We start from the raw sequence: 21,247 nt of genomic DNA on the forward strand, positions 1-21,247 counted from the left end.
TACTCTCTGTGGGAGCGGGCTTGCTCGCGAACGCTATCTGAAGATCACCACCACTGCGCGCGATGGGAACCCAAATCCGCAGCCGGAATGGCCCACTGCAACGGCGTCCCGTTGATCTTCAGCGGTACGTGCAGCCGATGCGCCGGCCCCCAAGGTGTTTGTTCTATCAGCAGGCCTTGATCGTTTTCATCCTCCGCCCGCAGCGGCTCATCAGTCCCAGGTCCATTCTCGATCAACAACTTCGCCGTCCGCGCCAGCGACAACCGGGCCGAACCGCCACGCCCCAACAACGTGATCGCCGCTGCCGCCATCAAATACCCGGTGGCGTGATCCAGCGCCTGCACCGGCAATGGGGTTGGTATCTCGGCCTTCTTCCACTGCTGGCCGGCCTCGGCGATCCCGCTGCTCATCTGCACCAGGCTGTCGAAGCCCCGGCGGTTCTGCCACGGCCCACTCCAGCCGTAGGCGTTGAGGCTGACATCAATCAAACCGGGGGCCAGTTGCTGGCGCTTGCTGACGCCGTAACCCAGTCGTTCCAGCGCATCGGCGCGGTAGCCGTGCAGCAGAATGTCGGCGTCCTTGAGCAAATTTTCGAACACCGCGCGGTCAGCCGGGTCGTGCAAGTCCAGACGTGCGCAGCGTTTGCCGAGGGTGACTTCCGGGACGACGCCGGGCTCGTTCCAGGTCGGCGGGTCGATGCGCAATACGTCGGCGCCGAGCCCCGCGAGGAAACGGCTGGCAACGGGGCCGGCGAGTACGCGGGTCAAATCCAGCACCTTGATCCCGGCCAGTGGTCGCGCCACCGAGCCTTGCCACGGTTGGGGGTTTGGGTGACTGCCGGCGGTGAATTGGATCAACGGCTCGGCGTTCACTGCGATGCCTTGGGGGTGGGCCTGCCATTGCGCCCAGGTGCGCATTTCGGCGGCGCAGCCACCGGCCTCGACCACGGCGAGTTCCAGATCGGTTTTGGCCCACTTCGCCACTTGGCTTTCCATGGCCGCCCGGTCAGCACACGCACCGAGCACGCTTTCAGCGGCGGCGCGGTGATGCGGGGCGTTGGTGTGCAGGCGAATCCAACCGTCCTTCGTCGCGTAGTCTCCGGCGACCGGGTCCCACAGCGGCGGCACGCTCCAGCCCTGCGGGCGAATCGAGGTGGCAAACCAGAACGAAGCGAGGCGACGGTCGACTTCAAGGCCGGGCACGCGGCCGGTTTGCGCATGCAGCAGCTCGCTGACAGCCTGGCCGGCGGCGGCAATGCTGGCGCAGGCCAGGTCGGTGACGGCAAACGCCGAGGGCAGGGCGCCGCTCGACATGAAGGGAATTGGAGTGTGCGGCAAGCCGAGTGCGGCTTGAATGGACGTGAGTAAACCAGTCATCGAAGGCCCTCCGGAATGAGAGGGCAGCATAGTGCAAAAGATCAAAAGATCGCAGCCTGCGGCAGCTCCTACGGAGATCGGTGTAGGAGCTGCCGAAGGCTGCGATCTTTCAAAGGCTAAACGCGGAACTGATCCATCAATTTCATCTGGTGGGTCGCCAATGCATTGAGCTGGCTGCTGATCTGCGCCGACTCGGTGGCTTGCCCGGTCAGGGTCTCGGTGACGGTGCGGATCGCCGAGACGTTGCGGTTGACCTCTTCGGCCACGGCGCTTTGCTGTTCGGCGGCGCTGGCGATTTGCAGGTTCATGTCGCTGATCACCGTGACCGCATCGCTGATTTTGCCCAACGCCTGGACCGCTTGCTGGATTTGCCCGGCGTTGCTGTGGGCCTGGGTCTGGCTCGAATGCATGGTCGCGACCACGCCACGGGTGCCGGTCTGGATGCGTTCGATCACGATGCGGATTTCTTCCACCGAGTCCTGGGTGCGTTTGGCCAGGTTGCGCACTTCATCGGCCACCACCGCAAAACCGCGACCGCTTTCCCCGGCACGGGCCGCTTCAATCGCTGCGTTGAGCGCCAGCAGGTTGGTTTGTTCGGCGATGCTGCGGATCACTTCCAGCACCGAACCGATTTGTTCGCTGTTCACCGCCAGGGCTTCGACTTCGGTCACGGCTTTGCTGACTTCGTCGGCCAGCAAGTTGATGTCCCGGGTGCTGCGCTCGATGATCTGCATGCCATCGCGGGCCGACTGGTCGGCGCCTTTGGCCGCGTTAGCCGCGTTCGACGCACTGTTGGCGACGTCGTGGGCGGTGGCGCTCATTTCGTTGGAAGCGGTGGCGACCTGGTCGATTTCGCGGAACTGCACCTGCATGCCTTCGCTGGTCTGGCGGGCGATTTCCGAAGACTGGTCGGCGGTGCCACGGGCGTCGGTGATGCTTTGCTTGATCTGCGAGATGGTCGGTTGCAGCTTGTCGAGGAAGCGGTTGAACCAGCTCACCAGTTCGCCGAGTTCGTCTTTTTTGCTGTAGTTCAGACGCTGGGTCAGGTCGCCGTCGCCGCTGGCGATTGCCTTGAGCATTTGCGCCACGCTGTTGATCGGCCGGGTAACGCCCGACGCGGTCAGCCAGATCAGCAGCAGACCGACCAGGCCCGCCGCGACTACCACCAGCAACGCCTTGATCGTGCCGGTTTGTTGCGCGTCATCGAGCACCGCTTGCAGCTTCACCGAGTCGGCCAGCAGCACTTGTTTCGGCAGGTCGATCACCACGCCCCAGGCTTTTGAATCGGGGATCGGGCTGACCGGGTACACCGAGCGAATCAGGTCGCCCTGTTCAAGAATCTTTGGCGAGCCGCCGCTGAGCAATTGCAGGGCTTCCTTGCCATCGGCACCCAAGGTGTCGCCGATGCTTTTACCGACCTTGCTGGCGTCGACGCTGTAACCGGCGAGCACGCCGCTGCCGGAGACGATCAGCATGTGGCCGGCACCGTTGAACAATTCACGCTGGGAATCCACCGCCGCCGCTTGCAATGCGTCGAGGGCAATGTCGACGCCGACCACGCCGATGGCCTTGCCGTCCACCAGCAGCGGCACGGAAATGGTGGTCATCAGCACTTCCTTGCCGCCCACGGTGTCGGAATACGGGTCGAGCAGGCAGGTGCGCTTGTTGTCGCGGGGGCAGGTGTACCAACTGTTGTACGGCGTACCGCTGAGGCTCAGGGTGGTTTTGGTCATGTCGTCTTCGACCATGATCGTGTTCAACCCGACCCCGCCCGCGCGGCTCCAGTAACTGGCGAAACGCCCGGATTCGTTGGACTGGCGGGCCGCGTCATTGGCGAACTCGCTGTCCTTGCCGTCCAGCCCGTTGGGTTCGAACGCGAGCCAGATCCCCAGCACTTTGCCGTTGCGCTCGAACGCGGTTTTCAGGCTCTGGTTCAACTCTTCGCGCAGGGCCCCGGCGTCCAGCGAACGCTTGGCGGCCATGGTGCGCATGTCCTTGATCTGGTCGCCCAGGGCCGTGACCACCAGCAGGCTTTCACCGAAGGTCTTCTGCACCCGCACGGCTTGCTCGGCGGCTTTGGCCTGGAGCAAGTCCTGGACGCTGGCGGTGAGCATCTTGCTGCTGGAGGCGTTGACCAGTTCGTCATTCTGATTGGTCTGGTACATGTTCATGCCGACGATCAGGGCGACGACCCCGAGCAGGCACAGGCCGGACAACAGGACGATTTTCAGGCGGATGGACAGAGAGTCGAACATAGGGCGAACTCGCAAATGGATGAGGTGTTGGCCAAGAAACGGGAGTACTCCCGTCCGCCAAGTCCATTCAGCGCCATTTAATGCACATCGGCGCGGGCAGGGCTCGCATGAATGGCACGCCGACGAGCGGTAGCAGTTGACCGTTTGCGCGGGGAAATACCCTGAAAAGAGGCTGAAAATCAGGTGATTTGCGGTGATTGTGTGGCGAGGGAGATGTGCAGGTTTCAGGAAGGTTGTGGCGCCGATTCGGGGCGCGACCAGATCCACAGATTGCCCAGGCTCATGCCGGCGATCGCCAGGTAAATCGGCCAGCCGTGATCGAGCATCAGCAGCATCAAACCGGCGCACAGAAACATGCTGACGGTGGCGCTGACTTTGGCCCGGCGGGCGATGATCTTGCCGTTGCGCCAGTTGCACAGGATTGGCCCGAACAACCGATGGTTTTCCAGCCAGGCACTCAGGCGCGGTGAACTCTTGGTCGCGGCCCAGGCGGCGAGCAGAATGAATTCGGTGGTCGGCAGGCCCGGCACGACAATCGCAATCAAGCCGATGCCCAGGCTGACGTAGGCCAGCAGGCCGAACAGGAGACGGACGAGTTTGGAGGAGGCTAGAGGTTTGTGGGGCATGGTGGTAGGAGCTGCCGAAGGCTGCGATCTTTTTTGGGACACAGGAGAATCAGGATCAAAAGATCGCAGGCTTCGCCAGCTCCTACACGGGGATATCCCTGTCAGGTGCCAGCGTACCTGCGAAGGTGTTGTTAAGCGAGTTCCGGGGTGTAGGCCTGTTCCAGCAGCACGGTAAAACGGTTGAACGCATCAACCGCAGCCTGCTCGATTTCAGCTTCTTCCTCAGCGCTGAACTCCAGCGCATCGAGGGTTTTGACGAAGCTCTTCCAGCCTTCCGCACGGCCACCGGCCGGCTCGCCGAGGTGACGGGCGCCGAAGGTTTCGCTCAAGCCCAGGCCTACGGCGCGCTTGATCAGAAACGCCGCGCCGAGTTTCGAGCCTTCGGAGACAAACAGCCAGCCCAGGGCCGAGGCTTTGCTCGGGTTGTTCACCGCGCCAGCCACCGGTGCCGGAACTTCGGTGTCCAGATCGGCCAGGTCAGCCTTGGCCGCTTCGGCGCGGCAGCGTGCCGGCAGGTCGGGGACGATGGCGGTCAGTTCGGCATCGTTGTACAGCGACACCAGTTCCGACTGAAACAAGTACTGCGCGACCACGAAACGGGCGAAGTTGGCCTGGGTTTCGAACGGTGCGTGAGCCTTGACCAAGGTATCGAGTTTGCTATGTGGCTCGTGAGTGATCTGGTTCAAACGTTGCGAACGCAGGGCTGGGCGTTGAGCAGTGTCCGGGGAGGTCATGGAAAATCCTTGAGAAAAAGAGGCACTTGGTAACGAGACGAACAAGAAGACGCCTGAGCGTAAAAAAACCTCACGGCGACTCATTAACAAATGTGTCGCAGCGAGGTGTTCAGGGTCAGATGTCCCAGACCAGGTTGATCGCGAAGTTGCGACCCGGCTGGGTCAGGCGATCGAGGTTGGCCGGTTGGGTCACCGAGGCTTCGCCGACGCTGTCGTAGCCGCGCACGTCATCCCACTGCCAGTATTTCTTGTCGGTCAGGTTGTAGAGACCGGCGTTGACCGTCACATCGTCGGTGACCTTGTAGAAACCGGCGAGGTCGAGCACGCCATAACCCGGGGTCTTGAACTGGGTGCTGGTGCCGTCCGGGGTCTTGAAGCTGGTGCTGTCGACGCGGTCCTTGCGCTTGACCAGGGTCCAGCTCAACAGCGCGCCGTAGTTGTCCTGGTCGTAACCGAGGCCGAACACGCCGGTCAGCGGGTTGATGCTGTTCAGCGGCTGGCCAGTGTCATCGTTACGGCCATACAGGTACGACGCCGAGCCTTGGGTGTAGAGGCCGCTCGGCGCGCCGAAGGTGTCGAGGTTCAGGCGACCCTTGAGCTCCACGCCCTTGATGGTGGCGTGTTTGATGTTGTTGCTCTGGAACGTGGTCTCGGTGTAGCCGGGCGTGATCGCGTTCTCGTCGATGAAGTCGCGGTACTTGTTGTAGAACACCGCCACATCGAAGGTGCCCGCCTCAAAGTTGCCGCGCAGGCCGGTTTCATAGCTTTTGCTTTTTTCCGGTTCCAGATCCGGGTTCGGCGCGACCTGATAACCACCGGCCAGGTTTTCGAAGCGGCCGTACAAGGCCTTGGCGGTCGGCGTGCGGAAGCCTTCGGCGTATTGGCCGTACCAGGTGTAGTTATCGTTAAAGCTGTACGTGGTGCCGAACTTCGGCGACAGACGATGCCAGGTCTTGGTGTCGTCGCTGATCACACCGTTGCCGCTCTGGTCGGCGGTGGCCAGGAACTCGTCGGTGATGTGCGGCTTGAGTTGGGTGTAGTCGTAGCGCGCGCCGGGCAGGAAGGTCCAGTTGCCCCAACTGATCTGATCCTGTGCGAACAGGCTATAGCTGTTGATGGTCGGGTCCGGGAAGTCGCTGGCCGGTTTCAGGGTGTCGGCGGCGCTCGGTGCACCGATGACGCGGCAAGCGCCGGCCACGGTCAGGCACGTGCCGCTGCCGGTGCGCAGGCCGGTGACTTTGTCTTGCTTGATGGTGGTGCCGTAGGTGACGGTGTGATCGGTGTCAGCAATGGCGAAGGACTTGTCGGCCTGGGCATCGAACACCCATTGGCGATCCTTGTAGTTGGTGTTGCGTTCGCGCAGCACGGTGCGCGATGGGGCGTAGATTTCTTCGGTGCTCTGGTCGGTCTTGGCGATCTGGTAGTTCAGCGACCACTTGATGTTGTCGGCCAGCGCGGTGTCCAGGCCGAAGCTGTGCTCGATGCCAAAACGTTCGCGGGTGACGGTGTCGTTGCCGGTGCGGGATTTGTAGAAGCCAAACCCGCGTCCGGCGTTGAACGGACCGCCGACCGCGCTCAATTGGTTGGTGTCGCGGTCGTTTTTGTATTTCTCGTAGGTCAGGCCCAGGCGCGCATCGTCGGCGTAGTTCCAGCCCAGTTTGGCCAGCACGTTGGTGGTGCGCACGTCCTCGGGGTTGGCCTCGGTACGGTTCAGGCCGGTGCCGCCGGTTTCGCCGTAGGATTCGGTTTCATGACCGTTGCGCTGGCTCAAGTGCAGCAAGCCGTCGAAGTCACCGGTGCGGCCGGCGACGGTGCCGGAGGTCAGCCAGCTATCGTCCGCCGAGCTGTAGCCGGTCTTCAAACGGGCGCCGACGTCTTTGCCAGGCTTGATGATGTCGTCCGGGTCGAGGGTGTAGTAGCTGACCGCGCCGCCGATGGCGTTGCTGCCGTAGAGCACCGAGGCCGGGCCGCGGAGGATTTCGACGCGTTTGACGATTTCCGGGTCGACGTAGTTGCGGTTGGTCTGGGCGTAAGGGCCGTTGAAGAAGCTGTCGGGCACTTGCACGCCGTCAACCTGGGTCAGTACGCGGTCGCCGTCGATGCCACGGATGTTGTAGCCGGTCAGCCCGGCGCGCTGGCCGGCACCGCCTACTGAAACACCCGGTTCGTAGCGCACCAGATCCTTGATGGTGTTGACGTTGTTGCGGTCCAGGTCTTCGCGGGTCTGCACACTGACGGTGGCCGGGACGCTGTCGATGCTCTGTTCCTGGCGGGTGGCGCTGATGGTGACTTGTTGCAGGTTGAGGGCGCCACTGGTGCTGCGTTTTTCCAGCACGATGTTGTTAGTGCCCAGTTTGCGATAGCTCAGGTTGGTCCCCACCAACAGGCGATCCAGGGCTCTTTCCGGCGAGAGGGAACCGCGCACACCCGGCGAGGCCACGCCTTGCGCCAGTTCAGCCGGCAAACCGACCTGCCAGCCGGTCACGGCGGTAAAGGCATTGAGTGCCGACACCAGCGACTGCTGTGGAATGGCGAAGGCGTAATCGCCCATGTTACGGCTCGGCTGCTCGGCGGCAGTGGCCGCCATGAGCGGCGCGGCGCCGGCCATCAGGATGGCGGCAGTCAGCAGTGACAGCACGCGGGAAGGTGAAGACGCTTGGCGGGTGAGGCGAGAGGACATCGATAGTGCTCCGTGTCGCACGAATCTTTATAGGTGCAGATTGGCATCGATAGATGCGAATCAATTGCATTGGCTATAACGAGACGTACGAGCTTCGGCTATCGAGTAAAAATAATTCTCATTTAGTTCAAGATCACCAGAGCGGGAAATTCCTGGAGCCTTGCAGAAGTGATGTGGGCGAGGGAACGGACCACGTCCAGCGGCTGGTCGAGTCGGTAATTGCCGGTGACGGCGACGTCGGCCAACTGCTCGTTGTTGTTGATGATCCAGCCCGGGTAGTAGCGCCGCAGTTCCGCCAGCACCTGGCTCATCGGGCAGTTTTCGAACACCAGTCGGCCCTGGACCCAGGCCAGGTCGGTGGCGGCATCGAGCTTGGCCGGGCGGTCGAAACCGTTGGGGCCGATGCGGATGCTTTCGCCGGCCGAGAGCCGCACTCGCGCATCGTCACGGGTGGCGCGCAAATCCACATCGCCGCGCTGCACACGAACCTGCGCCACGCCGTCGAGGTAGCGCACGGAAAACGCAGTATTGCGCACGCTGGCCTGGACTGGCCCGGCATCGATTTCCAGGGCCTGGCCACGGTTGGCCGGCACCTCGAAAAACGCCTCGCCCTGATACAACCGGGCCACGCGCTGTTGATCATTGATGGTGCTGGAAAATGCCGAATTGGTATTGAGCAGGACTTTCGAGCCGTCCTCCAGTTGCAGACGCTGGCGCTCACCGACCACAGTCAGGTGATCGGCCTGCAGGCGCATCGGCAGATTGCTGAAGCTGAACAAACCGAGGATCAACACCGCCGCCGTGGCCAAGGGTTTCCAGTGCGGACGCAGGCGCGACAGCACGCTGACTTTCGCCGGTTGATCGGCAAGGCTTTGCGCACACTGTGTGATCAACGGACCGTCCCAGATCGACTGGGCCTTGGCGAAGGCTTCTGCGTGCAAGGGATCGGCGGCCAGCCAGTCGTGAAACTGTCGGGTCTGTTCTTCGCTCGGACTGCCGAGCACGATCAGCCAGTCCAAAGCCTGGTCCATCGCGCTGGCGGGGTCCCGCGCCGGGGAGGGCGCTGAGGAGCGGTGGGTGTCCGTCACGGTGTTTCCTCGGCAGTGTCTGTGCACGGCTGTTTTTTAGTGAAGCTTGAAAGTGCGGCAAGGGTAGCAAAGCCGCAAGGCCTGCGCAGTCGCTCAAGGCACTTACAGAAAAAACCTACAGGCTCAGTCGGCATTTAGCCGTTCTGCGACACCGATGCAAATCGCCATGATCAGCTTCAGCTCTTTTTGCACGGTGCTCAACGAGACGTCGAGCTTCTCGGCGATCTCCAGATAACTGTGCCCATGCAGGCGGCTGAGGATGAAAATCTGCTGCTGACGGTTGCTGAGTTCACTGAGGCTCACGTTCAAACGCTCCAGCAATTGTTCGGCATGGGCGGCGTCTTCGGCACTGCTGACGGGGGCGGCGATGCTTTCCACCACCTCCGGCGGGACGTCGTCGAGCAGGGTCCGCGATTGAATGCGCCGCGCACGCAAATGGTCCAGCGCCAGGTTGCGGGCAGTCTGGAACACGAAGGGTTCGAGGTGATCGATGGCCCGTTCACTGAGCGCCCGCGTCACGCGCAGGTAGGTTTCCTGCAACAGGTCTTCGGCGGTGCTGTGATTGTTGACCATCCGCTCCAGGGTGCGCAGCAGGGAAACCCGCTGGGCAATGAAGACGTGATTGAAGCGCGATTGACTCACGGGAGGACCTGATCCATTTTGAGCGAATGATAATGCTTATCATCCGCTCAAATGGTCAAGTGCTGATTTGTAAAGCGTTAACCGCGACCCGCCAGATAGGTCGCGTAATCCGGAATCCGGTGCGTGTGCACCTGATCCATCAACGGACTGCTCAACAGGTAATCGGCGCTGCATTCGTTGCAGGCCACCGGGATGTTCCAGACCGCCGCGACCCGCAGCAATGCCTTGATGTCCGGGTCGTGGGGCTGCGGTTCGAACGGGTCCCAGAAGAACACCAGCATGTCGACCCGCTGCTCGGCGATGCGGGCGCCGAGTTGCTGATCGCCGCCCAACGGGCCGCTGATCATGCTTTCCACGGGCAGGTCGAGGCGTTGTTGCAACAACAACCCCGTGGTGCCGGTGGCGACCAATTCATGTTGCGCGAGTTTGTCTTTTTGTCGCTCGGCCCATTCCAGCAAAAACACTTTGCAGTGGTCATGGGCGACCAGGGCGATACGCTTGCGCGCCGCCAGGGTCTTTTGCGTGAAGCTGATACCGATCATCGAATGCTGCTCCCAGGCGTAATACGCCGCGTAGGAGCTGCCGAAGGCTGCGATCTTTTGATCTTGATCTTTCCGGGATCGCTGAGAAACAAGATCAAAAGATCGCAGCCTTCGGCAGCTCCTACAGGTCCGCGCTTTGGCACGTAATGACGTCGTGCCAATAGGAAAATAAGCTGTGGCTTATTCCGCGTTACACAGCGCCAGGCAGTTATCGAGCATGCGGTTGGAGAAGCCCCACTCGTTGTCGTACCAGGCCAACACCTTGAGCAGCTTGCCGCTGGACTTGGTGTGGTTGGCGTCGAAGATCGACGACAGCGGGTTGTGGTTGAAGTCGCTGGAGACCAGCGGCAGGGTGTTGTAGCCAAGAATCTTGGAATGCTGGGCGGCTTCTTTGAGCAGCGCATTCACTTCATCGGCCGACGCTTCGCGCTTGAGCTGCACGGTCAGGTCCACCAGCGACACGTTGATCACCGGCACACGCACCGCCATGCCGGTCAGTTTGCCCGCCAGTTCCGGCAGCACCAGGCCCACCGCTTCAGCGGCGCCGGTTTTGCTCGGGATCATGTTCTGGGTGGCCGAACGCGCGCGGTACGGGTCGGTGTGGTAGACGTCGGTCAGGTTCTGGTCGTTGGTGTAGGCGTGGATCGTGGTCATCAGACCGCTTTCGATACCCAGTTCACGGTGCAGCACCTGGGCCACCGGGGCCAGGCAGTTGGTGGTGCACGAGGCGTTGGAAATAATCTGGTGCGACTGGCGCAGAATGTCGTGGTTCACCCCATAAACCACGGTGGCGTCAGCGCCTTTGGCCGGGGCCGAGATGATCACTTTGCGCGCGCCGGCCGTAATATGCGCGGCGGCTTTGGCCCGGTCGGTGAACAAACCGGTGCATTCGAATACCACGTCAATCTTCTCGGCGGCCCATGGCAGTTCAGCCGGGTTACGAATGGCGCTGACCGAAATGCGGTCGCCGTTGACGGTCAGGCTTTCGTTATCGTGCTGGACATCAGCGTCGAAAGTGCCGTGAACGGTGTCGTACTTGAGCAGATGAGCGTTGATCGAGCTGTCGCCCAAATCATTGATGGCGACGATCTGCAGATCCTGGCGATAGCCTTGGGTATAGAGTGCGCGCAGGACGTTACGGCCAATTCGGCCAAAACCATTGATTGCGATTCGAAGAGTCATTTAACAGCGCCGCCGTCGTTTTGTTGTTGGAATTACAAGATTATTCGCATAAAAATAGAAAACAAGCCTTTTTAATGGCAATATTTTGTTCAATCTACAACGAGTGACCTGAATCAACTGGTCCGATCGATCAAGAAACCGCCCGTCAGCCCATCGACAACGGCCCTTGATCAGCATAGACAATCAGGTCGCCACATCCGTTAGCCTGGAGTTCTACACATGCATCCCCGCGTCCTTGAGGTCACCGAACGGCTTATCGCCCGCAGCCGTGCAACTCGTGAGGCTTACCTTGCGCTCATTCGCGGCGCTGCCAGCGACGGTCCGATGCGCGGCAAGCTGCAATGCGCCAACTTCGCCCATGGCGTGGCCGGGTGTGGCACGGAAGACAAGAACAGCCTGCGGATGATGAACTCCGCGAACATCGCGATTGTTTCGTCATATAACGACATGCTCTCGGCGCACCAGCCGTACGAAGTCTTTCCTGAACAGATCAAAAAAGCCCTGCGCGAAATCGGCTCGGTCGGCCAGTTCGCCGGCGGTACCCCGGCCATGTGCGATGGCGTGACCCAGGGCGAGCCCGGCATGGAACTGAGCCTGCCGAGCCGCGAAGTGATCGCGTTGTCCACGGCGGTGGCGTTGTCCCACAACATGTTCGACGGCGCGCTGATGCTCGGCATCTGCGACAAGATCGTGCCGGGCCTGATGATGGGCGCGCTGCGTTTCGGTCATCTGCCGACGATCTTCGTCCCGGGCGGGCCGATGGTCTCGGGCATTTCCAACAAGCAGAAAGCCGATGTGCGCCAGCGCTACGCCGAAGGCAAGGCCAGCCGCGAAGAGCTGCTGGAATCGGAAATGAACTCCTACCACAGCCCTGGCACCTGCACCTTCTACGGCACTGCCAACACCAACCAGTTGCTGATGGAAGTGATGGGCCTGCACTTGCCGGGCGCCTCGTTCGTCAACCCGAACACCCCGCTGCGCGATGCCCTGACCCGCGAAGCCGCGCATCAAGTCACGCGTCTGACCAAGCAGAACGGCGACTTTATGCCGATCGGCGAAATCGTCGACGAACGTTCGCTGGTCAACTCGATCGTGGCGCTGCACGCCACCGGCGGTTCGACCAACCACACCTTGCACATGCCGGCCATCGCCATGGCGGCGGGCATTCAATTGACCTGGCAGGACATGGCCGACCTCTCTGAAGTCGTGCCGACCCTGAGCCACGTCTACCCGAACGGCAAAGCCGACATCAACCACTTCCAGGCTGCGGGCGGCATGTCGTTCCTGATCCGCGAACTGCTGGAAGCCGGGCTGCTCCACGAAAACGTCAACACCGTGCTCGGCCATGGCCTGAGCCGCTACACCGTCGAACCGTTCCTCGATAACGGCGAACTGGTCTGGCGCGAAGGCCCGATTGAAAGCCTCGACGAAACCATCCTGCGCCCGGTCGCTCGCGCGTTCTCGCCCGAGGGCGGCCTGCGGGTGATGGAAGGCAATCTCGGTCGCGGGGTAATGAAAGTCTCCGCCGTGGCGCTGGAAAACCAGGTGGTCGAAGCGCCGGCCATGGTGTTCCAGGATCAACAGGATCTGGCCGATGCGTTCAAGGCCGGTTTGCTGGAGAAGGATTTTGTCGCGGTGATGCGCTTCCAGGGCCCGCGTTCCAACGGCATGCCGGAACTGCACAAAATGACGCCGTTCCTCGGCGTGCTGCAGGATCGCGGCTTCAAAGTCGCGCTGGTGACCGACGGGCGGATGTCCGGCGCCTCGGGGAAAATCCCGGCGGCGATTCACGTCAGCCCCGAAGCCTATGTGGGCGGCGCGCTTGCGCGGGTGCAAGAGGGCGATATCATCCGCGTCGATGGCGTCAAAGGCACCCTGGAGCTTAAGGTGGACGCCGAAGAATTCGCAGCGCGCACTCCCGCCAAAGGCCTGTTGGGCAACAACATCGGCAGCGGGCGCGAGCTGTTTGGTTTTATGCGCATGGCCTTCAGCTCCGCAGAGCAGGGCGCCAGCGCCTTTACTTCTGCCCTGGAGACGCTTAATTGAAACTGGCTTTGGTCGGTGACATCGGTGGGACCAACGCACGTTTCGCGTTGTGGAAAAACCAGCAACTGGAATCAGTCCAGGTGCTGGCGACGGTGGATCACGCCAGCCCGGAGGAGGCCATCGGTGTCTACCTGAGCGGGTTGGGCCTGGCGCCGGGGGCCATCGGCTCGGTGTGCCTGTCGGTGGCCGGTCCCGTGAGTGGCGATGAATTCAAGTTCACCAACAATCACTGGCGCCTGAGCCGCAAGGCCTTCTGCCAGACGTTGCAGGTGGATCAACTGCTGCTGGTCAACGACTTCTCGGCCATGGCCCTGGGCATGACCCGTTTGCAGCCGGGCGAGTTCCAGGTGGTCTGCGAAGGCACGCCGGAACCGTTGCGCCCGGCAGTGGTGATTGGCCCCGGCACCGGTTTGGGCGTCGGTACATTGCTTGATCTCGGCGAAGGGCGGTTTGCCGCGTTGCCGGGGGAGGGCGGTCACGTCGATTTGCCGTTGAGCAGCCCACGGGAAACTCAACTGTGGCAACACATTTTCAATGAGATCGGGCATGTCAGTGCCGAGACGGCATTGAGTGGCGGCGGTTTGCCGCGCGTCTATCGGGCGATTTGCGCGGTGGACGGTCATGAGCCGGTGCTCGATACCCCAGAGGCGATTACCGCGGCCGGTCTGGCGGGTGACCCGATTGCCCTGGAAGTGCTGGAGCAGTTCTGCTGCTGGCTCGGTCGCGTGGCCGGCAACAACGTGCTGACCACGGGTGGGCGCGGCGGTGTGTACATCGTTGGCGGGGTGATTCCACGGTTTGCCGATTTCTTCGTCAAAAGCGGTTTCGCCCGGTGCTTCGCCGACAAGGGCTGCATGAGCGATTACTTCAAAGGCATCCCGGTGTGGCTGGTGACGGCGCCGTACTCCGGGCTGATGGGCGCGGGTGTGGCACTCGATCAGGCTTGAAACCGCGTTGCGCCCTTCGCGGGCAAGCCTCGCTCCTACAGGTTGTCGGTGTTCTTTGGATCGACGCTAATCCTGTAGGAGCGAGGCTTGCCCGCGATGGCGTCCGCACAGACACCAACGATCTACGCACGATCAGGCATAATCCGCCCAATTCAAACAACAAGGACGCCGCCCCTGTGAGCTCAGTCAACAAGTCGATTTTGTTGGTCGATGACGATCAAGAGATACGCGAGTTGCTGGACACCTACCTTACCCGTGCAGGTTTTCAGGTGCGCACCACGCCGGATGGCGCAGGCTTTCGTCAGGCGCTGAACGAGGCACCGAGCGATCTGGTGATCCTCGATGTGATGCTGCCGGACGAGGACGGTTTCAGCCTCTGCCGTTGGATTCGCCAGCACCCGCGCCAGGCCCAGGTGCCGATCATTATGCTCACCGCCAGCTCCGACGAAGCCGACCGTGTGATCGGCCTGGAACTGGGTGCCGACGATTACCTCGGCAAACCCTTCAGCCCCCGGGAATTGCAGGCGCGGATCAAGGCCTTGTTGCGCCGCGCACAGTTCGGTCAGGACCGCTCCGGTGGTGAAGTGCTGGCCTTCGATGACTGGCGCCTGGACATGGTCAGCCATCGGCTGTTTCACATCGACGGCGAGGAAGTGATTCTTTCCGGCGCCGACTTTGCATTGCTGAAACTGTTCCTCGATCACCCCCAGGAAATCCTCGACCGCGACACCATCGGCAACGCCACCCGTGGCCGCGATCTGATGCCGCTGGACCGGATCGTCGACATGGCCGTCAGCCGTTTGCGCCAACGCCTGCGTGACACCGAAAAGCCTGCGCGATTGATCCGTACCGTGCGTGGCAGCGGCTACCAACTGGCGGCCAATGTGGTTGCCAGCAATGGCCACTGAGTTTCTGCGCCGGCTCGCCGCCAGGGTGCCGGTGCCGCGTTCGCTGTTGGGGCGGATGTTGCTGCTGACTCTGTTGGTGGTGCTGTTTGCCCAGGCGCTGTCGAGCGTGATCTGGGTCTCGCAACTGCGCGCCACTCAGCTTGAAGGCCTGGTCACCAGCGCCCGTAGCCTTGCTCATTCGATGACTGCCAGTGTCAGTTACTTCCGCTCGTTGCCGGTGGCGTTCCGGCCGCTGGTGCTCGACCAGTTGCGCAGCATGGGCGGCACCCGGTTCGTGGTAACCCTCAACGACAAACCCTTGGGCATGGAAGTGCTGCCGAGCACACCACGCAAAGAAGCCGTGCTCAAAGCGGTGGACCAAGTGTTGCGCGAGTCCCTGGGCCACGACACGGATATCTCGGTGACCTTCGTCAGCCCCGAAGACCTGCGGATCTTCAACAGCGGTCTGAAGCTCGATGAGTTGCCGCGCTCCTGGGCGCATTACGCGTTGACCCTGGAACCGGTGAACCCGCCGGTGCTGGTCACGCAAATCCAGATGGCGCCGGGTGAATGGCTGTACATCGCCTCGTTGTTGCCCGAGCCCTACACCAGTCTTGAAGAGCAAGGCCTGCCGGCGCAGCAGGTCTGGTTTATCGTGCTCACCAGTGGCTTGTTGCTGTTGTTCATCGGCTTGCTGGTGCACTGGCAGAGCCGTCCGCTCAAGCGTTTGGCCCGGGCGGCGCGGGACATGTCCCTCGGTGCCGAAGTCGAGCCGGTGCCCGAGGGCGGCGGCAGTGAGGTGGTTGAAGTGGGCCGCGCGTTCAATGCCATGCGCGAGCGCATCAGCCGTTACCTGACCGAACGCAGCCAGTTGTTCAGCGCCATCTCCCACGACCTGCGCACACCGATCACTCGCTTGCGCCTGCGGGTCGAATTGCTCGAAGACGAAAAGCTGCAAGCCAAGTTCGGCCGCGATCTGGATGAATTGGAGTTGTTGGTCAAAGGCGCGCTGCAATGCGTGAAAGACACCGACATTCACGAAAACATCGAGCCGGTGGACCTCAATCACGTGCTCGATTGTTTGGTCGAGCCGTATCTGGCGCCCAACGGCAATGGTCGCGTAACCCAGCAGGGCCGGGCGCTGGCGGCATACCCCGGCAAACCGCTGGCGCTCAAGCGTTGCATCGGCAACCTGATCGACAACGCCTTGAAGTACGGACAAAACGCGCACTTGCATATCGATGATGACCACAGCGCGTTCATTTTGCATGTGGACGACGAAGGCCCGGGCGTGCCGGAGCAGCGGATGGAGCAAGTGTTCGAACCGCATTTCCGCCTGGCCGGGCAGCAGCAGGGTTACGGGTTGGGGTTGGGGATTGCGCGCAATATTGCCCATAGCCATGGCGGTGAGGTCAGCCTGCAAAACCTTCGTGAAGGCGGGTTACGGGTGACGCTGCAGTTGCCGCGTTCAATCGATTGAAAGATTAAAAGATCGCAGCCTTCGGCAGCTCCTACACCGATCTCTGTAGGAGCTGCCGAAGGCTGCGATCTTTTGATCTGGCTTTTCCGTTTGTCACAGCCTGGTGACAAAACCCGCCCCCTTCGTTACCTGCCACGCCTTGACGGTTGTTTAGACTGCCCCCCAGTCATAACAACAAAAAAGGCCCCCCATGGACACGTTCCAACCCGCGTTCAGCAGTTGGCTGAATGCGCCTGCCCATCAGCAATGGCTCGCCGCCGAGGGCCTGCGCCTGCTGGCGTTCGCCAAGGCTTCGAAGCTCGCGGAAGGCTTCGGCAATCTCGATGAAAAGGGCCGCCTCCCGGCCAACGCCCGCGCCGAAACCATGAACACCGCGCGCATGACCCACAGCTTCGCCATGGCTCATATCCAGGGCCTGCCGGGGTTTGCCGAGCTGGTAGATCACGGCGTCCACGCCCTCAACGGCCCGTTGAAGGATGCTAAACACGGCGGCTGGTTCGCCACCGCCCATCATCGCGACGACAACACCGGCAAAGCCGCTTACCTGCACGCCTTCGTCGCCCTCGCCGCGAGTTCGGCGGTGGTCGCGCAACGGCCCGGCGCGCAAGCGTTGCTCGATGATGCGATCCAGATCATCGACACGCATTTCTGGAGCGAGGAGGAGGGCACAATGCGCGAATCCTTCAACCGCGACTGGAGTGAAGAGGAACACTATCGCGGCGCCAACAGCAACATGCACGCCACCGAAGCCTTCCTTGCGCTGGCGGATGTCACCGCAGACAACCGCTGGTTATGCCGCGCGCAGCGGATCGTCGAGCGGGTGATCCACGATCACGCCGCCGCCAACGATTACCTGGTGGTCGAGCATTTCGACCGTGATTGGCAGCCGCTGCGCGAGTACAACCACGACAACCCGGCCGATGGTTTTCGCCCTTACGGCACCACCCCGGGCCATGGCTTCGAATGGGCGCGGCTGTTGCTGCACCTCGAAGCGGCGCGGGTGCAGGCCGGGATGCTCACGCCCGGTTGGCTGGCGACCGATGCGCAAAAACTCTTCGATCACAATTGCCGTCACGGCTGGAACGTCGACGGGCTGCCGGGGATTGTCTACACCCTCGACTGGGATAATCGCGCGGTGGTTCGCCATCGTTTGCACTGGACCCATTGCGAAGCCAGCGCCGCCGCCAGTGCCTTGCTCAAACGCACGGGCGATGCGCGTTACGAAACCTGGTACCGGCTGTTCTGGGAATTTTGTGACAGTCATTTCATCGACCGTTGTGACGGTAGCTGGCATCACGAACTCGACCCGCAAAACCGTCCGAGCGCCGATATCTGGGGCGGTAAACCCGACCTGTATCACGCTTGGCAAGCCGTGCTGATTCCGCGTCTGCCGTTGGCGCCGAGCATGGCGACAGCCTTGGGGCAGTTGTCCCAGAGCGTTCCTGTGTAACCATGTGGTGACATTCACGCGTCCCTTCGTTACCTGCGAAGGGATAACTCCTGTTTAAAATCCCCTGCAGCGCAAGCACCAGACTTGCATGCATAACAACAAGAAAGGTAATTCTAGATGAATGCGATTTCTCGCCTCGCTACTGTCATTTCTCTTGCCTCATTGCTTCCTATCTCTGCATTCCCTGTCAGTGCACTTGCCGCCGATTCCAAAGGTTCGGTAGAAGTCGTTCACTGGTGGACGTCCGGTGGCGAAAAAGCCGCTGTTGATGTGCTCAAGGCCCAAGTCGAAAAAGACGGTTTTACCTGGAAGGACGGCGCAGTGGCCGGTGGTGGCGGTGCGACTGCCATGACCGTGCTCAAAAGCCGCGCCGTTGCCGGTAACCCGCCGGGTGTCGCACAGATCAAAGGTCCGGACATCCAGGAATGGGCGTCTACCGGTCTGCTCGACACCGACGTCTTGAAAGACGTTTCCAAATCGGAAAAGTGGGACAGCCTGCTCGACAAGAAAGTCTCCGATACCGTGAAGTACGAAGGTGACTACGTGGCCGTGCCGGTGAACATTCACCGCGTCAACTGGCTGTGGATCAACCCGGAAGTCTTCAAGAAAGCCGGTATTGAAAAAGCCCCGACCACCCTCGAAGAGTTCTACGCCGCTGGCGACAAGCTGAAAAAAGCCGGCTTCATCGCGCTCGCCCACGGCGGTCAGCCTTGGCAGGACAGCACCGTGTTCGAAGCGGTGGTCCTTTCGGTCATGGGCGTCGACGGCTACAAGAAAGCCCTGGTTGACCTGGACAACGCGGCACTGACCGGGCCTGAAATGGTCAAGTCGCTGACCGAGCTGAAGAAAGTCGCGACCTACATGGACGTCGACGGCAAAGGCCAGGACTGGAACCTGGAAGCGGCCAAAGTCATCAACGGCAAGGCCGGCATGCAGATCATGGGTGACTGGGCCAAGTCCGAATGGACCGCCGCCAAGAAAGTCGCCGGCAAGGACTACGAGTGCGTAGCGTTCCCGGGCACCGACAAGGCGTTCACCTACAACATCGACTCCCTGGCCGTGTTCAAGCAGAAAGACGCGGGCACTGCGGCCGGTCAGCAGGACATTGCCAAGGTCGTGCTGGGTGAGAACTTCCAGAAAGTCTTCAGCATCAACAAAGGCTCGATCCCGGTTCGGATCGACATGCTGAACGACATGGGCAAATACGGTTTCGACTCCTGCGCCCAGACTGCGGCCAAGGACTTCCTGGCGGACGCCAAGTCCGGCGGCCTGCAACCAAGCATGGCGCACAACATGGCGACCACGCTGGCGGTACAGGGCGCGTTCTTTGATGTGGTGACCAACTTCATCAACGACCCGAAAGCCGATCCGGCCGATGCCGCCAAGAAACTCGGCGCAGCGGTCAAGTCTGCCAAGTAATGCTTGGCCCCTGTAGGAGCGAGCCTGCTCGCGAAAGCGGTCTGACATTCAACGTTGATGTCGACTGATACACCGCCTTCGCGAGCAGGCTCGCTCCCACAAGGGAATGCACCCGTAATCCCTTTCTCTTCGTACTGGATCTTCCCATGAGTTCTGTTGCTGTGTTCAGCAAGGCCTCGCCGTTCGATGCATTGCAGCGCTGGCTCCCAAAACTGGTGCTGGCGCCGAGCATGTTCATCGTCCTGGTGGGCTTCTATGGCTATATCCTCTGGACGTTCGTGCTGTCGTTCACCAGTTCGACCTTTCTGCCGACCTACAAGTGGGCAGGCCTGGCCCAGTACCAGCGGCTGTTCGAGAACGACCGTTGGTGGGTAGCGAGCAAAAACCTGGCTGTTTTCGGCGGCATGTTCATCGGCATCACCTTGGTGATCGGTGTGCTGCTGGCGGTGTTCCTCGATCAGCGCATTCGTCGCGAAGGTTTCATTCGCACCATTTACCTGTACCCGATGGCGCTCTCGATGATCGTCACCGGTACCGCGTGGAAGTGGCTGCTCAACCCGGGCATGGGCCTGGACAAATTGCTGCGGGACTGGGGCTGGGAAGGCTTTCGCCTGGACTGGCTGATCGACCCGGATCGCGTCGTGTATTGCCTGGTGATCGCCGCAGTCTGGCAAGCCTCGGGCTTCATCATGGCAATGTTCCTCGCCGGTCTGCGTGGCGTTGATCAATCGATCATCCGTGCCGCCCAGATCGACGGCGCGAGCATGCCGCGCATCTACCTCAAAGTGGTGTTGCCGAGCCTGCGTCCGGTGTTCTTCAGCGCCGTGATGATCCTCGCTCACATCGCGATCAAGAGCTTCGACCTGGTCGCGGCCATGACGGCGGGTGGCCCGGGTTATTCCTCCGACCTGCCGGCGATGTTCATGTACTCCTTCACCTTCAGTCGCGGCCAGATGGGCATGGGCTCGGCCAGTGCGATTCTGATGCTCGGTGCGATTCTCGCAATCATCGTGCCTTACCTGTACTCCGAGCTGAGGACCAAGCGTCATGACTAGTTTCGCTGCCAAACCTTCCATCAGCCTGAGTCGTATCGCGATCTACGCGGTGCTGATCCTCGCCGTATTCCTGTACCTGATTCCGCTGGTGGTCATGCTGTTGACCAGTTTCAAGACGCCGGAAGACATCAACACCGGCAACTTGCTGAGCTGGCCGACCGTGGTCACCGGCATTGGCTGGATCAAGGCCTGGGGCACGGTTGACGGGTATTTCTGGAACTCGATCAAGATCACCGTCCCGGCGGTACTGATCTCCACCGCCATCGGTGCGCTGAACGGTTACGTGCTGTCGATGTGGCGCTTCCGTGGCTCGCAACTGTTCTTCGGCCTGTTGCTGTTCGGTTGCTTCCTGCCGTTCCAGACCGTGCTGCTGCCGGCCTCGTTCACCCTCGGCAAGATGGGCCTGGCGAGTACCACCACGGGCTTGGTGTTCGTGCACGTGGTCTACGGCCTGGCGTTCACCACGCTGTTCTTCCGTAACTACTACGTCAGCGTTCCCGATGCGCTGGTGAAAGCGGCGCGGCTCGATGGCGCGGGTTTCTTCACCATCTTCCGGTTGATCATCCTGCCGATGTCCACCCCGATCATCATGGTCTGCCTGATCTGGCAGTTCACTCAGATCTGGAACGACTTCCTGTTCGGTGTGGTGTTCTCCAGCGGTGATTCGCAACCCATCACAGTGGCGCTGAACAACTTGGTCAACACCAGTACCGGTGCCAAGGAATACAACGTTGATATGGCGGCGGCGATGATCGCCGGGCTGCCGACCCTGCTGGTCTATGTGGTCGCAGGCAAGTATTTCGTGCGCGGGCTGACGGCCGGCGCAGTCAAGGGGTAA

General features: G+C 61.3%; 17 protein-coding genes. 8 read left to right on the forward strand and 9 right to left on the reverse strand.

Annotated features, from left to right (window positions below):
- Window positions 1–44 precede the first annotated feature (44 nt).
- The 9 genes from V5E99_RS07840 to gap form a co-directional block, all read right to left on the reverse strand.
- Window positions 45–1,376, reverse strand: coding sequence for a CoA transferase (locus tag V5E99_RS07840; protein WP_499801925.1), 1,332 nt, complete (start codon window positions 1,374–1,376; stop codon window positions 45–47).
- Window positions 1,377–1,492: 116 nt separating this feature from the next.
- Entirely contained in the window at window positions 1,493–3,631 is a 2,139-nt protein-coding gene (locus tag V5E99_RS07845; protein WP_499801926.1) for a methyl-accepting chemotaxis protein, read from the reverse strand.
- A gap of 224 nt (window positions 3,632–3,855) precedes the next feature.
- Complete coding sequence (locus V5E99_RS07850) at window positions 3,856–4,257, reverse strand: YbaN family protein (RefSeq protein ID WP_499801927.1); 402 nt, start codon at window positions 4,255–4,257, stop codon at window positions 3,856–3,858.
- Between the two features lie 131 nt (window positions 4,258–4,388).
- Window positions 4,389–4,991 carry a biliverdin-producing heme oxygenase gene (locus tag V5E99_RS07855; protein WP_499801928.1) on the reverse strand — a complete coding sequence of 201 codons (603 nt, stop codon included), beginning with the start codon at window positions 4,989–4,991 and terminating at the stop codon, window positions 4,389–4,391.
- 115 nt (window positions 4,992–5,106) lie between these two features.
- Window positions 5,107–7,671, reverse strand: coding sequence for a TonB-dependent receptor (locus V5E99_RS07860; RefSeq protein ID WP_499801929.1), 2,565 nt, complete (start codon window positions 7,669–7,671; stop codon window positions 5,107–5,109).
- A 122-nt stretch (window positions 7,672–7,793) separates the two neighbouring features.
- Window positions 7,794–8,759, reverse strand: coding sequence for a FecR family protein (locus V5E99_RS07865; protein WP_499801930.1), 966 nt, complete (start codon window positions 8,757–8,759; stop codon window positions 7,794–7,796).
- Window positions 8,760–8,882: 123 nt separating this feature from the next.
- Window positions 8,883–9,401 carry an RNA polymerase sigma factor gene (locus V5E99_RS07870; RefSeq protein WP_499801931.1) on the reverse strand — a complete coding sequence of 173 codons (519 nt, stop codon included), beginning with the start codon at window positions 9,399–9,401 and terminating at the stop codon, window positions 8,883–8,885.
- 77 nt (window positions 9,402–9,478) lie between these two features.
- A complete protein-coding gene (locus V5E99_RS07875; RefSeq protein ID WP_499801932.1) occupies window positions 9,479–9,943 on the reverse strand; it encodes a methylglyoxal synthase in 465 nt (154 codons plus the stop codon).
- Window positions 9,944–10,123: 180 nt separating this feature from the next.
- Window positions 10,124–11,125, reverse strand: coding sequence for a type I glyceraldehyde-3-phosphate dehydrogenase (gene gap / locus V5E99_RS07880; RefSeq protein ID WP_054044940.1), 1,002 nt, complete (start codon window positions 11,123–11,125; stop codon window positions 10,124–10,126).
- 219 nt (window positions 11,126–11,344) lie between these two features.
- Between gap and edd the strand changes: the two genes are divergently transcribed.
- The 8 genes from edd (at window position 11,345) to V5E99_RS07920 (ending at window position 21,247) form a co-directional block, all read left to right on the forward strand.
- Window positions 11,345–13,171 carry a phosphogluconate dehydratase gene (gene edd / locus V5E99_RS07885; protein WP_499801934.1) on the forward strand — a complete coding sequence of 609 codons (1,827 nt, stop codon included), beginning with the start codon at window positions 11,345–11,347 and terminating at the stop codon, window positions 13,169–13,171.
- The gene (locus V5E99_RS07890; protein WP_499801935.1) at window positions 13,168–14,118 is read left to right on the forward strand and encodes a glucokinase; all 951 of its coding nucleotides are present in this window, start codon (window positions 13,168–13,170) and stop codon (window positions 14,116–14,118) included. The genes edd and V5E99_RS07890 overlap by 4 nt, the downstream gene beginning before the upstream one ends.
- Before the next feature lie 176 nt (window positions 14,119–14,294).
- Window positions 14,295–15,026, forward strand: a complete 732-nt coding sequence (locus V5E99_RS07895; protein ID WP_499801936.1) for a response regulator — start codon at window positions 14,295–14,297, stop codon at window positions 15,024–15,026.
- The gene (locus tag V5E99_RS07900; RefSeq protein WP_499801937.1) at window positions 15,016–16,485 is read left to right on the forward strand and encodes an ATP-binding protein; all 1,470 of its coding nucleotides are present in this window, start codon (window positions 15,016–15,018) and stop codon (window positions 16,483–16,485) included. The genes V5E99_RS07895 and V5E99_RS07900 overlap by 11 nt, the downstream gene beginning before the upstream one ends.
- A 190-nt stretch (window positions 16,486–16,675) precedes the next feature.
- Window positions 16,676–17,935, forward strand: a complete 1,260-nt coding sequence (locus tag V5E99_RS07905; RefSeq protein ID WP_499801938.1) for a D-mannose isomerase — start codon at window positions 16,676–16,678, stop codon at window positions 17,933–17,935.
- A gap of 117 nt (window positions 17,936–18,052) precedes the next feature.
- Window positions 18,053–19,354, forward strand: coding sequence for an ABC transporter substrate-binding protein (locus V5E99_RS07910; RefSeq protein ID WP_499801939.1), 1,302 nt, complete (start codon window positions 18,053–18,055; stop codon window positions 19,352–19,354).
- Window positions 19,355–19,500: 146 nt separating this feature from the next.
- Entirely contained in the window at window positions 19,501–20,409 is a 909-nt protein-coding gene (locus tag V5E99_RS07915) for a carbohydrate ABC transporter permease (RefSeq protein ID WP_092278877.1), read from the forward strand.
- Entirely contained in the window at window positions 20,402–21,247 is an 846-nt protein-coding gene (locus tag V5E99_RS07920) for a carbohydrate ABC transporter permease (RefSeq protein ID WP_140667516.1), read from the forward strand. The genes V5E99_RS07915 and V5E99_RS07920 overlap by 8 nt, the downstream gene beginning before the upstream one ends.

Source organism: Janthinobacterium sp. LPB2021202312-11-4, from assembly GCF_037049705.1.
In the GTDB taxonomy this organism is placed as follows: Bacteria; Pseudomonadota; Gammaproteobacteria; order Pseudomonadales; family Pseudomonadaceae; genus Aquipseudomonas.

Bases quoted from the DNA above. Each gene is read 5' to 3' on its own strand.
- V5E99_RS07875 (WP_499801932.1), bottom strand. From the start codon at position 9,943: ATGATCGGTATCAGCTTCACGCAAAAGACCCTGGCGGCGCGCAAGCGT.
- gap (WP_054044940.1), bottom strand. From the start codon at position 11,125: ATGACTCTTCGAATCGCAATCAATGGTTTTGGCCGAATTGGCCGTAAC.
- V5E99_RS07840 (WP_499801925.1), bottom strand. From the start codon at position 1,376: ATGACTGGTTTACTCACGTCCATTCAAGCCGCACTCGGCTTGCCGCAC.
- V5E99_RS07905 (WP_499801938.1), top strand. From the start codon at position 16,676: ATGGACACGTTCCAACCCGCGTTCAGCAGTTGGCTGAATGCGCCTGCC.
- edd (WP_499801934.1), top strand. From the start codon at position 11,345: ATGCATCCCCGCGTCCTTGAGGTCACCGAACGGCTTATCGCCCGCAGC.
- V5E99_RS07855 (WP_499801928.1), bottom strand. From the start codon at position 4,991: ATGACCTCCCCGGACACTGCTCAACGCCCAGCCCTGCGTTCGCAACGT.
- V5E99_RS07850 (WP_499801927.1), bottom strand. From the start codon at position 4,257: ATGCCCCACAAACCTCTAGCCTCCTCCAAACTCGTCCGTCTCCTGTTC.
- V5E99_RS07920 (WP_140667516.1), top strand. From the start codon at position 20,402: ATGACTAGTTTCGCTGCCAAACCTTCCATCAGCCTGAGTCGTATCGCG.
- V5E99_RS07915 (WP_092278877.1), top strand. From the start codon at position 19,501: ATGAGTTCTGTTGCTGTGTTCAGCAAGGCCTCGCCGTTCGATGCATTG.
- V5E99_RS07845 (WP_499801926.1), bottom strand. From the start codon at position 3,631: ATGTTCGACTCTCTGTCCATCCGCCTGAAAATCGTCCTGTTGTCCGGC.
- V5E99_RS07900 (WP_499801937.1), top strand. From the start codon at position 15,016: ATGGCCACTGAGTTTCTGCGCCGGCTCGCCGCCAGGGTGCCGGTGCCG.
- V5E99_RS07860 (WP_499801929.1), bottom strand. From the start codon at position 7,671: ATGTCCTCTCGCCTCACCCGCCAAGCGTCTTCACCTTCCCGCGTGCTG.
- V5E99_RS07910 (WP_499801939.1), top strand. From the start codon at position 18,053: ATGAATGCGATTTCTCGCCTCGCTACTGTCATTTCTCTTGCCTCATTG.